The 13,800-nt window shown below is 69.8% G+C and carries 13 protein-coding genes and 3 pseudogenes; 10 read left to right on the forward strand and 6 right to left on the reverse strand.

Annotated features, from left to right (window positions below; translation table 11 throughout):
- Window positions 1–431: 431 nt before the first annotated feature.
- From PV721_RS33420 to PV721_RS33430, 3 genes are read left to right on the forward strand one after another with little or no spacing between them, the layout of a single operon-like run.
- Window positions 432–1,082 carry a hypothetical protein gene (locus PV721_RS33420; protein ID WP_319730985.1) on the forward strand — a complete coding sequence of 217 codons (651 nt, stop codon included), beginning with the start codon at window positions 432–434 and terminating at the stop codon, window positions 1,080–1,082.
- Window positions 1,082–5,608, forward strand: a complete 4,527-nt coding sequence (locus PV721_RS33425; protein WP_319730986.1) for a putative T7SS-secreted protein — start codon at window positions 1,082–1,084, stop codon at window positions 5,606–5,608. Before PV721_RS33420 ends, PV721_RS33425 begins: the two co-directional genes overlap by 1 nt.
- Entirely contained in the window at window positions 5,605–6,417 is an 813-nt protein-coding gene (locus tag PV721_RS33430) for a hypothetical protein (RefSeq protein ID WP_319730988.1), read from the forward strand. Before PV721_RS33425 ends, PV721_RS33430 begins: the two co-directional genes overlap by 4 nt.
- Before the next feature lie 215 nt (window positions 6,418–6,632).
- Here PV721_RS33430 and PV721_RS33435 read toward each other — a convergent pair whose 3' ends face one another.
- A complete protein-coding gene (locus PV721_RS33435) occupies window positions 6,633–7,526 on the reverse strand; it encodes a UvrD-helicase domain-containing protein (protein WP_416371239.1) in 894 nt (297 codons plus the stop codon).
- Between the two features lie 90 nt (window positions 7,527–7,616).
- On the opposite strand from PV721_RS33435, the pseudogene PV721_RS33440 reads away from it, so the two are divergent.
- The 6 genes and pseudogenes from PV721_RS33440 to PV721_RS33465 form a co-directional block, all read left to right on the forward strand.
- Window positions 7,617–7,769, forward strand: a pseudogene (locus PV721_RS33440) (YihY/virulence factor BrkB family protein); the annotation flags it as partial.
- Between the two features lie 39 nt (window positions 7,770–7,808).
- Entirely contained in the window at window positions 7,809–8,357 is a 549-nt protein-coding gene (locus PV721_RS33445; protein WP_319730990.1) for a phosphatase PAP2 family protein, read from the forward strand.
- A gap of 290 nt (window positions 8,358–8,647) precedes the next feature.
- A pseudogene (locus PV721_RS33450) lies at window positions 8,648–8,961 on the forward strand (phage holin family protein).
- Entirely contained in the window at window positions 8,958–9,422 is a 465-nt protein-coding gene (locus PV721_RS33455) for a DUF3618 domain-containing protein (protein WP_319730992.1), read from the forward strand. Before PV721_RS33450 ends, PV721_RS33455 begins: the two are co-directional and overlap by 4 nt.
- A complete protein-coding gene (locus PV721_RS33460) occupies window positions 9,419–9,685 on the forward strand; it encodes a DUF4235 domain-containing protein (RefSeq protein ID WP_319730994.1) in 267 nt (88 codons plus the stop codon). The genes PV721_RS33455 and PV721_RS33460 overlap by 4 nt, the downstream gene beginning before the upstream one ends.
- Window positions 9,686–9,765: 80 nt before the next feature.
- On the forward strand, window positions 9,766–10,059 hold the full coding sequence (locus tag PV721_RS33465) for a hypothetical protein (RefSeq protein WP_319730996.1): 294 nt from the start codon (window positions 9,766–9,768) through the stop codon (window positions 10,057–10,059).
- Window positions 10,060–10,325: 266 nt separating this feature from the next.
- On the opposite strand, the gene PV721_RS33470 is transcribed toward PV721_RS33465, so the two are convergent.
- The 3 genes from PV721_RS33470 to PV721_RS43815 form a co-directional block, all read right to left on the reverse strand.
- Window positions 10,326–10,532, reverse strand: a complete 207-nt coding sequence (locus PV721_RS33470; protein ID WP_319730998.1) for a hypothetical protein — start codon at window positions 10,530–10,532, stop codon at window positions 10,326–10,328.
- Entirely contained in the window at window positions 10,529–10,804 is a 276-nt protein-coding gene (locus tag PV721_RS33475; protein ID WP_319731000.1) for a hypothetical protein, read from the reverse strand. The genes PV721_RS33470 and PV721_RS33475 overlap by 4 nt, the downstream gene beginning before the upstream one ends.
- A 305-nt stretch (window positions 10,805–11,109) precedes the next feature.
- On the reverse strand, window positions 11,110–11,511 hold the full coding sequence (locus PV721_RS43815) for a hypothetical protein (RefSeq protein ID WP_323806088.1): 402 nt from the start codon (window positions 11,509–11,511) through the stop codon (window positions 11,110–11,112).
- On the opposite strand from PV721_RS43815, the pseudogene PV721_RS33480 reads away from it, so the two are divergent.
- Window positions 11,450–12,121: pseudogene (locus PV721_RS33480) on the forward strand (transcriptional regulator); the annotation flags it as partial. The gene PV721_RS43815 and the pseudogene PV721_RS33480 sit on opposite strands and share 62 nt — an antisense overlap.
- Window positions 12,122–12,334: 213 nt before the next feature.
- On the opposite strand, the gene PV721_RS33485 reads toward PV721_RS33480, so the two are convergent.
- Complete coding sequence (locus tag PV721_RS33485; protein ID WP_319731002.1) at window positions 12,335–13,414, reverse strand: hypothetical protein; 1,080 nt, start codon at window positions 13,412–13,414, stop codon at window positions 12,335–12,337.
- Window positions 13,411–13,800: hypothetical protein (locus PV721_RS33490; protein WP_319731004.1), on the reverse strand; the 390-nt coding region annotated here is incomplete at its 5' end. The genes PV721_RS33485 and PV721_RS33490, both read right to left, overlap by 4 nt.

Consider the following 13,800-nt stretch of genomic DNA (forward strand, 5'->3'; position numbering starts at 1 on the left):
CAACAGGGTGCCCCCACGGGCCGACTCGCTACCACCCGCGCCGAACAACAAGCCGTGGCTGAGTCCATGAACTTGATGATGGCCCGCCCGACACTGCGTCGGCGGGCCATCATCAAGTTCATGGACTCAGCCACGGCTTGTTGTTCGGCGCGGGTGGTAGCGAGTCGGCCCGTGGGGGCACCCTGTTGTTCCCGTCAGCGGCAGACATTGCCTGCCACGCGTCGCGACCATTGCTGCCGCTAGCGCAACAGACGACTCAGGAGCAGGTCTGTACAGCGGATCCGGCCTTCGGGGCCACTCCATCGCGGGCGCTCCGTCAGCTGGTCCGCTGCCCACCCAGTGGTCCGCTGACCTGGCCGAACGTCGACGCTCGGCGCCGGAGTTGTCAGTCTTCTCGTGTAGCGTCTCCGGGAACCTTGGGGGTAGGGATCATGAGTGGTAGCGACGCAGACCTGGATATGGATCCGGTCGCAGTGCAGAACATCCAGGACGGTCTGCGTTCCGCGGTCGGGGAGTTGCGTGAGTTCGCGATGGGCACCTCGGCCGTAGCGGGTGGCGGTATGAGCCAGCTGGCGCCGACGGGTATGGAGGCCGGTCATCCGGCGGTCGCAGCGGCGTTGGAGGGGTTCTGCGAACGCTGGGATATGAGCGTGAGCAGCCTCTTCGTCATCACCAGTGGACTGGCCGAGCGCCTGGGTATTGGGGCCGGCTCGGTGTGGGAGGAAGACCAGTACCGCAGGGGCACTTTCAAGGTGCTGGTCAACGCCGGTATCGGCAACCCCTACGCGTCGGCGGACGAGGTCGAGAAGAAGTCCATGGACGCGATCCTCTCCGATCACGCGTTCAAGCAGGAGACTCCGGAGCAGGCGCGTCAGGCCAGGGAGGACTTCGACCGTACGTGGGCCGATACCAAGCGCGGCGTCCTCAACGAGGGACTTTTCGGCGGCGTGTTGGAGGACATTGCCGAAGTGCAGGGCATGGACCGCGAGACCCTCGACCGCGTCCGCAACCCGCAGGGCGCGGACCAGCAGGCTGGCGATCAGGACAGGGATCAGAGCGCGGATCAGGGGGCTGGTTCCTGATGAGCGGCGACAACTGGCTGGAGAAGGGCGCGGCCCTCACGGGCGACGCGGTCGAGTGGCTCGGCGACAAGACGGCCGACAAGCTGGAGGACGTCGGCTGGCAAGGGGGCGCCAACGCGGTCCGGAACACGGCGAACTCCGCGGCGAACCGTCTGGGCGCCGACGTCGGGGAGGTCGAGCTCGGCCAGAGCAACGATCCCAAGCAGCTGGTCCACGGCAGCGCCAGCACCCTGCGGACGACCGCCGGGCACCTGCGTGACTTCCACGCGGCCTTCACCCGCACTGGGGAGGGCCTGAAGAAGCTTGGCACGGACGGCATCAAGGGCGCCACGGCTGAGGCCTTTCGGGACTCCGTACAGGAGAAGGCGCCCCGCTGGTTCGCGGCCGCGGCCGCCTTCGAGACGGCGGCCGGCGCGGTCGGCCGCTTTGCCGACACGGTGACGTGGGCGCAGGGACAGGCTAAGGAGGCGATCGAGGAGTACAAGACCGCCGTCAAGCTGTCGGAGAACGCCCACGCCGCCTACGACACGTGGGTCAAGGACTACGAGTCGGCTGTCAAAGCTCAGCAGGATCCGCTGCCGGCCCGCCCTATGGGTTTCACCGATCCGGGTGCGGACGGCATCAAGGCTGCCCAGCAGAAGCTGGCCGAGGCGCGGCGTCAGCGCGACGATGTGGCCCGCTCGGTGGCGCAGGCGTTGGAGAAGGCCCGTGACGCGGCGCCGAAGGTGTCGGCCGCCGACGCCGCGCTGGTCGAGATCGTCCGCAAGGGCGCGGAGGTTGACCACTTCCTCGGCGGAATCGCCAAGGGTACGGCCGGCCTGGTCAACTTCGCCCGCGGGCTCACCCCCCACGACCCGTACAACATCACCCACCCGACCGTGGCCGAGATGGGCCTCAACAGCATGGGAGCCGGCTTCCTCACGGCGGCCAACGACCCTGCCGCCGCGGCCAAGGCCATGGTCGACAGCGCGATGAAGGACCCCTTCGAATTCGGCGGCACGCTCGTCCCGGAAGCCATCGGCCCCAAGGGGGGCGGCCTCCTGTCCGGCGCTGCCCGCAGAGCCGCCGCAGCCGCCCGCCTCGCCGACGACCTGACACATACGCCGAAGAAGCCGGGGGGACCATCGGCCGGCGACGAGCTGCGCCACGACCCGCACGACAGGTCACGCGAATCCGACTGCAAGACCTGTCGGGAGGACCCGGTCGACGTCGCGACGGGCCGGATGACACTCCCCCAGACCGACCTGGTCCTCCCAGGCTCCCTGACACTGGTGTTCAGCCGGACGTTCGAGTCGTCGTACCGTCTGGGCCGCTGGTTCGGCCCCACCTGGGCCTGCACCGTCGACCAGAGGCTGGAGTTCGACGACGAGGGCGTGGTCCTGGTCAGCGAGGACGGCAGTCTTCTCGGCTACCCCCACCCCTCGCCCGACGCCCCCGTCTTCCCTCACTTGGGTCGGCGCTGGCCGCTGGAACAGCAAGGCGACGGCGGCTACACGGTCACCGACCCTCACACGGGCCAGGTCCGCCACTTCACCGAGCAGGGCCTGCTCCTGCAGATCGACGACCGCAACGGTGCCTGGATCAGCTTTTCGTACGACGAGCAGGGCGCACCGCTGTCGATCACTCACAGCGGCGGCTACCAGGTCCGCCTGTCGACCTCAGATGGCCGAATAACCGGCCTTGCCCTGGCCGACGGCACGCAGATCCTCCGCTACGGCTACACCCGCGGACACCTCACCGAGGTCACCAACTCCTCGGGCCGCCCGCTCCGCTTCGGCTACGACGAACTGGGCCGGATCACCTCCTGGACCGACACCAACGACCGCCACTTCGACTACGTCTACGACGACCAGCACCGCTGCACCGCCCAGTCCGGCACCAACGGCCACCTCAACGTCCGCTTCACCTACGAGCCCGGCCGCACCACCCTCACCGACTCCCTCGGCCACACCACGCAGTTCCTGGTCAACGACCGCGCCCAGATCACCGCAGAGATCGACCCCACCGGCGCGACGACCCGTTTCGAGCACGACCGCCGCAACCGGCTCCTCGCGCGCACCGACCCGCTGGGCCAGACCACCCGCTTCACATACGACGAGGCGGGCCGCCTGACCGACGTGACCCGCCCAGACGGCCGCGCTTCACGGGCGGAGTACAGAGCACTCGGCCTGCCTGTGAAGCTGATCGCCCCGGACGGCAGGGTAACCCGCCAGACCTACGACGACCACGGCAACCGCACCTCGGTCACCGACCCGTCCGGCGCCACAACCCACTTCGGGTACGACAGCCGCGGCCACCTCGCGTCCGTGACCGATGCCCTGGGACACACCAGGCACGTGAACTCCGACGGCGCAGGCCGGATCGCCTCAGCGACGGACCCCCTGGGCGGGACGACCACGTACGAACGCGATGCCTTCGGCCGCCCGATCGCCATCACGGATCCGCTGGGCCACACCGTGCACCTCACGTGGAGCGTCGAAGGCCGTCTGCTGCGCCGCGTGAACGCCGACGGCAGCGAGGAGTCCTGGACGTACGACGGCGAGGGCAACTGCCTGACCCACACGGACGCGGTGGGCGCCGTCACGGTCTCCGAGTACGGCGACTTCGACCTCCTCACCGCCCGCACCGACCCGGACGGCGCTCGCTACACCTTCGACCACGACACGCAGCTCCGGCTCACCAGGGTCACCAACCCCCAAGGCCTGACGTGGAGCTACGCCTACGATGCGGTCGGCCGTCTGACCTCGGAGACGGACTTCGACGGCCGCACTCTCACGTACGGTTATGACGCGTCGGGGCTCCTGACCTCCCGCGCCAACGCCCTCGGCGAAACGACCACCTATGAGCACAACAAGCTCGGCCAGACAATCCGAAAGGACGCGGCCGGCCTGGTCACGACGTTCGAGTACGACGTCTTCGATACCCTCGCGACGGCGTCCTCGCCGGAGGCAACGGTCACCTGGCTCCGCGACGCCACGGGTCGGCTCCTCTCGGAGACGGTGAACAGCCGCACCCTCACCTACGGCTACGACACCCTGGGCCGTCGCACCAGCCGTACGACGCCCGGCGGCGCCGAGTCCCACTGGACGTACGATGCGGCAGGCCAGCGCACCTCCCTCACCACGGCCGGCCGCACCCTGACGTTCGAGCGGGACGCGGCTGGCCAGGAGCTGAATAGGGCCGTCGGCCCGTCGCTCACCATCACCCACGCGCACGACGTGATGGGACGCCGCACCGCCCAGTCCGTCATCGGCCAGGACGACCGCACCCTCCAGCGCCGCAGCTACAGCTACCGAGCCGACGGCTACCTGACCGGTATCGACGACCTCGTCACCGGCCCGCGCACCTTCACCCTGGACACAGCCGCTCGCGTCACTGCCGTGGAAGCGGCGTCCTGGTCCGAGCGGTACGCCTACGACGCGGTCGGCAACCAAACCAGAGCCTCCTGGCCGAACACGCACGCCGGCGCAGAGTCCCACGGTCGGCGCACCTACACGGGAACCCGCATCACCCGGGCGGGCTCGATCCGCTATGAACACGATGCACTGGGCCGCGTCACTCTCCGCCAGAAGACCCACCTCTCTCGCGAGCCGGACACCTGGCGCTACGAATGGAACGCAGAGGACCAGCTGGTCAGGGTCACCACCCCGGACGGCACCCGTTGGCGCTACCAGTACGACGCCTTGGGCCGCCGTACGACCAAACAGCGTCTGTCGGAGACCGATGAAGTAGCGGAAGAAACCATCTTTACCTGGGATGGAACGACTCTCTGCGAGGAGACCAGTGGCCTGGTCACCCTGACCTGGACCCACCAGGGCCTCCATCCCGTTACCCAGACCGAGCGCATGGCCCAGGACGACGTCGACGACCGCTTCTTCGCGATCGTCACCGACCTGGTCGGCACCCCCACGCACCTCCTTGCGGAGGACGGCACCACGGCGTGGCACACCCGCAGCACCCTGTGGGGCACCACAACCTGGAACCGTGGGGCAACGGCCTACACCCCGCTCCGCTTCCCGGGCCAGTACTTTGACCCGGAATCCGGGCTTCACCACAACTACTTCCGCACCTACGACCCCGAAACGGCCCGCTACCTCACTCCCGACCCATTGGGACTCGGCCCCGCGCCCAACCCTGCCACGTACGTCCATAATCCTCACTCCTGGACCGACCCGCTGGGGCTTGCCCCGTGCCCAAAAGGCGCGTGGGAGGAAAAGGCCGACTTCTCCAGCCAGAAGGTTATGAGCAGGAAGTTCCACGCCCACGCGGTGGACTTCCTCGACAACCCAGGGAACCTGAACAAGGCCAACCTGCAGCGGTTCGAAGAGGCCTTGCGTGAGCACATGACAGCGGACGAAACGAAGATCTACCGCTTCAACTACAGAGGTCAGGGGCCGGCGGCCGGGTTCATCGATCCGGCATCCCAGAAAATGGTCATGCTGCATGCCGATGGTAAGTTCTGGTCGGCCTGGAAACTAAACGACAAACAGTTCCAGGGAATCATCGACAAAGGGTTTCTGTGGTGACCGATTCAGGGTACGACGACGCATCGGACTTGAGGGCTGTGCTCGGCTCGGACGGCGCTTTCGCCCAGTCCTGGCTGCGGGACAAATCGGTGACCCCGGTTCCTGCAGGTGCACGGCTCGATCCGGCACTGGCCCGTCGGATCGCGGCCGGATGCCGCGCGGTCGGGGCACCGTACGTCCTTGCCACGAACCTCGCAGACGACCCCGGGGCGATCGCCGGTACGACGTCCCGACTGTCCACCCACGGGGAGGGCATGGATATCCACCCGCCGTTCATGCTGCGCACTCCCGACCTGCAAGGAGCCGTCCTCTTTCCCGAATCGGGCTACGCATTGATCGCGGGAAACGCCGCGTTCGTGGCGGCGGCCGTCGGGGAGGGGGTCGACACGGCACGCGCGCGCTTCGGCCGTTATGCGCGTGCCCTCTTGGGCCGTCACCCCGCTCTGTCGGCCGTGGCAGCCGCGTACGGGCCTGAGCACCGGGCGTGGTCCCACCTCGACGACATTGACCCGGCGAGTGCGGCGGCGCGGCAAGTGGCGCTGCTGGAGGCGTTCACCGACGGGAGCTGCGGGGCACCGGACTTCGCACACGGCTGGTGGGAAGCCCGCCGCGCTTCCCAGGCGAACGGCGAACGGATCCAAGGGGCACTCGGCGCTCTCTTCGACGAGGTGTTCATGATCCTCGAGGACTACGCGATCGATCCCGAATTTGCCGAACCCGGGGATCTCGACGATGCCGGACTCGAGGCCGCCCTGCGCGCGGCCTGGGACGCCTTCCGACACCTGGAAATTGGCCGAAACAGGAAGTAAAGCATGCTTGGGCCACGCATGAGCTAGGACATGGGGGAGTACCCGCCTGGCGGGCCTGGACGAGGAATGAGACCGGCGCGTCCTGCGCTCACGGGCAGGACCGTCGCCTTGAGGCGTTAGGGGTGCCGCCTGGCAGCCAGCTCCAGCTGGTCGTTGGTTGCCCCGCGTCGTCGCCGGTAAAAGGGCTGCTGGCTGGCGGGGCATTGCGGAAGATGTCACCCAGGGTTGCCGCCGGAATGGTCATGGATCCAGGCCAGGCCGCCGAGGTCAAGGCAGCCCCTGGCCCGGGTCACCGCAACGTAGGCCAGGCGCGCCTCTGCATCGTCGATGGGGCCGGCTACGGGGCGGCCTTGGGCGTCGGGTTCCTCGGCGTCCTTGGGTGGCCTGAAGTCGTTGCCGATCTGGACCGTTGGCCATTCTCGGCCCTTGGCCTTGTGGGCGGTGGACACGGTCACCTCCGCGTGTTGTTCGTCGACGAGTTGGCTGACTGCGGCCAGGAGGGCTTCGGGGGTGTGGGTGTCGATCAGATCGACGAAGGGCTGGAGGTCGGCGCCGGCCGGGTCGTAGGCGGCGTAGTCCTGGAGTTCGCCCCAGGAGGAGAAGAGAAGAAGTTCAGGGTGGCTGGTGGGGCGGCCGTTCTTGAGGTCCCGGGCGGCGAGCGGGAGGCTGCGTAGGCTTTCCCCTCCTCCGGTGAGGGCGACGCGGCGGCCGGCATGGAGGTGGGTGAGGACCTGGGTCATGGCGCCGATGTTGGTGCGGCACAGGACAGCGTCGGGGGTCTCGATTGTGTCGAGCCGGGTGGGGATTGTTTCCGTGCCCTGGAGGCGGATGGGTGCGCCGGCGAGGGCGAGCCATCGGTTGGCTTCGCGGGCGAGGTGCGGGCCGAAGCGGAAGGACTGCGTCAGGGCCAAGGGGGTGCCGTCGAAGCGGGTCATGACGTCGGTGGCGCCGCGCCAGCCGTAGATGGCCCGGGCGGAGTCTCCGACCATGACGAGCTGGGCGTGTCCGCGCTGGGCGGTGAAGACCTGCTCGACGACGGGGTTGGTGTCCTGAGCTTCATCCAGGAGGAGGAAGTCGGCGTCGATCTTCGGCTCGGACAGGGCCCACATCTTCAGGTAGTGGTCGTGTTCGAAGCGGACGACGCCCTGTTCTGGGCGCTGCAGGCCCTTCCAGTCCTTGTGGGCGAACGGGAGTACGGTACGAATATCGCCATCCTCCTGGGGCTGGAGTTCGATGCGGAGCTGGCCCGCCAGCGGGCGATCGCCGGCGGACACCCCGAGGACGAGGAGCCCTATGTCCGGCCGCGTGACACGCGGAAGTGGAGTGACGAAGACCGCCGCCGGATGGAGTGATCACGGTCTGAACGGCCTTGGTGGGGGTAGCTGCTGACCATGAGGCTTCTTGCGTCCCTGCGGGCGGGCGAGAACGGGCTGACCAAGCGCATGGCGTCCTGGGACTCCCCTTGGGCGCGTGGCCTGCTGCCGCCGGTGGAGGATGCGGCCGAGCACACGAAGCTGTGGTGGGCGGCCGCCGCTCTCATGGCGGCCGGGGGCGGCTGGAGGGGCCGCAGGGCCGCGGTGGCGGGCGTTGCGGGGATGGCGGTGGCGCAGGTGCTCTCCAACGGGGTTGCGAAGCAGCTCGTCGATCGCCGCCGGCCCCCGAAGGAATGGTTCCCGCACGAGGATGTCGAGGAGCGGCCGGACAGCTCCTCCTTCCCCTCCGGGCACACCGCCGCGGCCGTCGCGTTCACTGCCGCCGTCGCTCCGAGCTGGCCGTGGGCGGGCGCGGCCTGCGCCGTGCCCACGGTTTTGGTGGCGATCGAGCGGGTCCACAGCGGCGCGCACTACCCCTCCGACGTCGCCGCTGGAGCCGCCATCGGGCTGGCGGCGGCCTCTGTGGTGCGGGCCGCGCCCCGGCTGCTCCTGCGCCACCTCGGGTGAAGCGCCGGCCTGTGGCGCGGGTGCCCGGCCGGCTACCGGGTAGGCGCGCCCCTGACAGCAGGTGCACCACCGGGACCAAAACGGGACAACTGAGCGGCGCGGCGCCGCCCCCGCCATGCGAATGGCGACCATCGTGCAGCCATCGGGGGTTATCTGTTGCGAGCAGCACGAGGAAGGCGAGGTGAAGACGCGTGAGCGGCGGTGATCGGCACGCCCACGACTCCGAGGACTCGGTGGGCGCGCTGGTGACCCGCGCATCCCAGCAGCTGTCGGAGCTGGTGCGGGAAGAGATGCAGCTGGCCCGGGCGGAAATGACCGAGAAGGGCAAGCAGTTCGGGGTCGGCGGCGGCCTCTTCGGCGGGGCCGGCCTGGTCGGTTCCTGGCCGCGCAAGCCCTGACAGGCGCCGTCATCGCCGCCGTGGCGCTGCTGCTCCCGGTATGGGCTGCGGCCCTCATCGTCGCCGCCGTGCTGGCAGCGGTCACCGCCGTCATGGCGATGGCCGGGAAGAAGCAGATCGCGAAGGCCGGCCCGCCCGCGCCGGAGCAGACCATCGACAGCATCAAGGCCGACGTGGCCGAGATCAAGGAGAAGACCCAGCGATGACCAGCCCATCCCCCGGCGAAGAGTCCGCGCCCACACCTGAGGAGCTGCGCGAGCAGGTCGAGCACACCCGCGAGGAACTCGGTCAGACCGTCGAAGCGCTGGCCGCCAAGGCCGACGTGAAGGCCAGGGCGCACGAGCAGGCCGCCGCCGTGAAGGAGCAAGCGGCCGAGAAGGCCGCGCAGATCACCGGCCAGATCCGCGACAAGGCGGAGCAGGCCACGCAGCTGCTGAAGGACAAGACTCCCGACCCGGTCCTCGACAAAGCCGCCCACGCCACAGCGCAGCTCCGCGAAACTGCGTCCCGTGCCGGACACCTCGCCGCGGACAAGACCCCGGACCCCGTACGGGAGAAGACCGGCCAGCTGGCGGCCACGGCACGCGCGAAGCGCACCCCGCTGCTCGCCGCCGCCGCCTTCCTGGTCGTATTCCTGCTCGTCCGGCGCAGCCGGAGGCGTCGATGAAGGCATCCAAGATCGCATACAAGCCGGTCGGTCTGGCCCTGGGCGCCGTCAGCGGAATGCTCGCTGGCATGGCCTTCAAGCAGGCGTGGAAGATGATCGGGCACGAGGAGGACGCGCCCGACGCAACCGACGAAGACCGTAGCTGGCAGGAGATCCTCTTCGCCGCAGCCCTCCAAGGCGCGATCTTCGCCCTCGTCAAGGCCGCCGTCGACCGGGCAGGCGCAACCGCCACCAGACGACTGACGGGCACCTGGCCCGGCTGACCCAGCCGCGTGGGCGCCCGCCGCAAAGACCAGCGCCCCCGCGCCTCCTTGTAGCCCGTCCGAGTTCGTGGGAGGAAACCGTGGCTGCGCATCCAGCCCTGCACGCCCTCTCCGCTGCCGTCATCACCACCGCGATCCTGGCGGCCCGATGGTGGGCGACCCGCTCGGCGCGCGACACCCGGCACGGCGTCAGCCGGCCACCCTGGCGCCGTGCAGCACCGACAGCCCCCAGCGCCGAGACCGCGCACGAGCGCGGGGCCGAGTTACATGCCGAGCTCCTCGACCCGGCGCTGCGCGACACCGACGCCCACCTCGACCGGTACTGGAGCAAGCTCGCCTCCCTCTACCCGAACCGTGAAGGCGAGCGCCGCTAGCGCAGATCAAGGCATGGCCGTTGTCGTTCAGGTCATGCCCCGCCGCATGGGCCGGCCCGTTCCGCCTCTACAGCGGTCCGGACCCCTTCAACCTCCGGGAGAGGCTTGGGAGGATGACCGGCACGTCGATCTCTGACGCCGTCGAGCGCGAGTGGCTCAGCTTGGGCCGCGAAGTGCCCCGGCCCCGGTGTCCTTCTCCCCGCGGCACCCGGTGAGCCCTCGCGACCTGTTCCTGCGGGCCTGGAGCGCGCACGGTCCGGTTTCGTTTACCGCGGCGCGTACAGTCGCTCGCGCAGGTGCAGCAGAGCGGCGGTGTCCGCGACGGCGGCGAGGTCGGCCAACAGGGTGCGGATGCGGGCGTCGTCGCCCTCGCTGACCGCCAGCACAATGTGCTCGATGATGTCGCCAGCCCGTGGATCGATGCCTTGCGGCTGCGGCGTGGTCGCGCCGGCCGGGCTGGCCTTGGGCTTCATTCCTCTTCTCCCGCCAGGATGCGGTCGGCTGCGTAGTGGGGGCAGGCGAGGCGGTGCCAGGTCACCGTGAGGCGGTCCCCGGTAGCGGCGATCGTGCGGGGCCGGTCGGCGGCCGGTTCGGCTGCGCAGAATGGGCACAGGAGGGTCTGCGTTCTCAGCTCGGAGGGATGGTCGTCGGCGTCCGGTTCGGGGCGGCGGCCGAAGGGTCCGTCCTGGCCGGGAAGCGCACCGAGGGCGGGCGCGCCTTTGGTGCGGTGAGGGCCGTGGATCATGAGCTGATGTTGCCCGTCATCTGGCCGGGGATGCCTGCGCCGGGCCGCAGGGCGGCGTAGTCGTCGCCCTGCTGGATGGCTTCGGGATAGGCGGCCCGCTTCTCGTGTTCGGCGAGTGCCCGGTAGATGCTGGCGACGCTGGGGCTGTGTCCTTGCGCTTGCCGGTGGGGATGATCAGGTCGGGCTGGATCTGCTCGACGGACTCGCCAGCGGCACGGCGGCGGAGCACGGTGTGGAGCATGTCGTCGGTGATGACCGTGGGGCGGCCGCCGTGCTTGCCCTTGGGGACGGCCGTGTCGAGCCCGTCAGGGTGGACTCGCGGATGTTCTCCCGCTCGGTCTCCGCCATGGCCGCGAAGAACGCGAACAGCAGCCGACCGGGCCGGACGGGTCGTACATCCCCGGCAGCGGTCCGGCGAGCATCTCCAGGACCAGGCCGTGGGCGGTGAGTGGTCGGCGAGCGCGGTGAGTTCGGCGGCGTCGCGGCCGAGCCGCTTCATCGTAGACGGTGAGGATCACCCGGCAGTGCGGGGCGTGGGCCTTGATCTCGCGGGCCGCGGCGAGCGCAGCCTCGAACTGGGGCCGTACCCGCACCTGGGTCCTGATCTTCTCGCTGAAGACCTTCTCCCTGGGGATGCCATGCTTGGCGAGCGCGTCAAGCTGGGAGGCGAGTTCCTGCCCGAGGGTCGAGCATCTCGCGCAACCGATGCCCCGCCCGCCGGAAGGGGACGCGTACGCGCGACTGCTGAAGCAGCGTGCCGAGCTCTACCCCGCACCCGAGGAGCCGGCCGCCCCGGTGCCCGCCACGTTCACCGGCGCGCCCGCCCCGGCCGAAGCGCCGACTCTGGCCACAGGCCCGGCCCCCGAGTTGCGGCCATGACTGCAACCGAGAACACCCCCGAGACCCCCGCTCCCATCGCTGCTGCTCCGGCCGCCGCGACCAGCCCGGCGAGCACCACCAGGACGTCGTCCACGTCGCGCCGCCCGGCGGCGAAGAAGGCCGCCCCGGCGAACACCCCGGCGGGCGGCACCGACCCGCGGTTCGAGAACGGCCCGCTGGCGGTCCTGGACGTAGAGGACGGGAAGGGCTGGCGTACTGCACCGGCGGCCTGGTCCTGGATGTGCCCGCCAAGTCCCTGCCGTTCCTGGTGGGCTGGACCCTCAAGGAGGCCAAGCTCGGGCAGCCGAAGCTCGTCGGGCCCGGCAAGGATGCCGACCCGCTGATCGTCCTCACCGAGGCCGCGCTGGAGCGCTACGGCCTTCCGGCCACCCTCACGCAGGAGGAGCGGGTCGCCGGGCGATCCCCGAGGGCCACAAGGACGGCCGTCTTCCTGTTCCACGCCACTGCCTGCGTAGAAAGAGACGCTTCCTCGGCTTCACGATGACCGCAGATCGATCGGGTTCGATGGGAACGCTTCAGGATTCCCGAGGTTACGTCACGGACGTGCAGAACACTCCGAGGAGGAAGAAGCCCTTGGCCACACGGGCAATGCCTTAGCCGGGCTCAGAGGAACTCACGGGACGTCGCACACTAGTCCCCGCTCCGCAGGTTGATGTTCAACGGCTCGGCCGGATCGTAGACGAGCGCAACGGGCCGCCCCTGCCGCCAGAACTCGCAGAGCTCCCTCGCCTGTGCCCGCTCGGCCGCCCGGTCGCCAGGCAACGGCAACCGCAACGCCCGCAACAGGTCGAACCGGTGCAGATCGAACGCCACCGTGAGGGCCTCCCCGTACGCCTCGGCGCTCTCCACCGCCGCCTGGTAAGCGGCCACGGCCACGACGAGCGGTATACCCGCCAGCAGCAGCCACCACCCCGACGCTGCCAGCAGCCCGAACGCCATGACCGCCGTGACCGCCCCTACCGCCGCCAGCCGCACCGACGTGTCCAGAGTGTCCCGCCGTTCGTCGACGAGTTTCCGCGTCTCAGCCCCCAACACTGGATAGAGCCGAGGCCACGCGACGACCGCGTCCCACCCGTACGCCCGCCCCGCCACCTGCTCCGCCGCCGCCAGTCGGTTCCCCAACCGCGTCGCCCGCAGATGAGTCCCCGCCGCCGGATACCGCCTCCGCCGCACCTCCTGCAGCTCCCCGGCCCTCTGCACCTCCCCGGCAGACGGCGCCCCCGCCCGCAACCTCGCGGCCTCCGCCTCAACTTCCCCGGCCAGCCGCCCCACCTCATCCGACGCCGTCCCGCCCCGCAGCCTGGCCGCCTCGGCCTCGAGTTCTCCGGCGTGGCACAGCTCGTCCTCGGTGGGAGGGCCGTTCAGGAGGAGGTCGGCGGCCTTTTGAAGAGCCTTCGCTTGCAGGGCCGCGCGGCGCCGCAGGTGGGCGGCGCCGGGTGTCCAGGCGGGCCAGAAGCCTTCGAGCAGCCTCGTGAGGCGGAGCTGGAAGGGGGCGGTGAGCAGCGCCACCAGCAGCAGGGTGACCGCCAGGAGGACAGTCTCCCCGGCCTTCAGGCCCTCGACGGTCTCCCAGGCGTCCGCGAAACGAAGGCGGCCGGGCGCGCCCGCCCATACGAGCACCAGCAGGAACACGCCCGCCGCGTACATCGGGACGACGCTGACGAGCAGGAACCGCATCCCGAACATCCCGAAAGGTCCGCCGTCCTTCATGCGGGCCCCCTCATCACCCCGTGCAGCGGACAGGCGGGCGGATCGTCCTCGTCCACGTGCACCGTCACCACCCGGTTCGGGCAGGACCCGCACGCGAACTCCAGCATCGTGTAGAGCGGGCTCCCCGCCAGCCGCGCCGCGTCGCCGTCACCGGGCCCGCGCGGCACCCGTGCCAGGAGCTGCTCCAGGTTCCCCCGCGTACATACCCCGACCACGCCCTCGCCGACCCGCACCGCCACCCGCTCGACTCCCGCCTCCTCGAACACCAGCCGCAGCAGCTCGGCGACCTCCCCGACGGTCGTCCCATTCGCCACCTGCAGCACTACCGGCGCCCCGCCGTCCGGCTCGTCGACTAGCAACCGCATGTACGGCCCCATCACCCCACC

The sequence above is a fragment of the Streptomyces sp. MB09-01 genome, from assembly GCF_033794505.1.
Classification (GTDB): Bacteria; Actinomycetota; Actinomycetes; order Streptomycetales; family Streptomycetaceae; genus Streptomyces.

What these genes read in the sequence shown, in the direction of transcription:
- PV721_RS33455 (WP_319730992.1), top strand. Translation starts at nt 8,958, where the DNA reads ATGACCAGCCCATCCCCCGGCGAAGAGTCCGCGCCCACACCTGAGGAG.
- PV721_RS33425 (WP_319730986.1), top strand. Translation starts at nt 1,082, where the DNA reads ATGAGCGGCGACAACTGGCTGGAGAAGGGCGCGGCCCTCACGGGCGAC.
- PV721_RS33475 (WP_319731000.1), bottom strand. Translation starts at nt 10,804, where the DNA reads ATGATCCACGGCCCTCACCGCACCAAAGGCGCGCCCGCCCTCGGTGCG.
- PV721_RS33435 (WP_416371239.1), bottom strand. Translation starts at nt 7,526, where the DNA reads ATGTGGGCCCTGTCCGAGCCGAAGATCGACGCCGACTTCCTCCTCCTG.
- PV721_RS33420 (WP_319730985.1), top strand. Translation starts at nt 432, where the DNA reads ATGAGTGGTAGCGACGCAGACCTGGATATGGATCCGGTCGCAGTGCAG.
- PV721_RS33460 (WP_319730994.1), top strand. Translation starts at nt 9,419, where the DNA reads ATGAAGGCATCCAAGATCGCATACAAGCCGGTCGGTCTGGCCCTGGGC.
- PV721_RS33445 (WP_319730990.1), top strand. Translation starts at nt 7,809, where the DNA reads ATGAGGCTTCTTGCGTCCCTGCGGGCGGGCGAGAACGGGCTGACCAAG.
- PV721_RS33485 (WP_319731002.1), bottom strand. Translation starts at nt 13,414, where the DNA reads ATGAAGGACGGCGGACCTTTCGGGATGTTCGGGATGCGGTTCCTGCTC.
- PV721_RS33470 (WP_319730998.1), bottom strand. Translation starts at nt 10,532, where the DNA reads ATGAAGCCCAAGGCCAGCCCGGCCGGCGCGACCACGCCGCAGCCGCAA.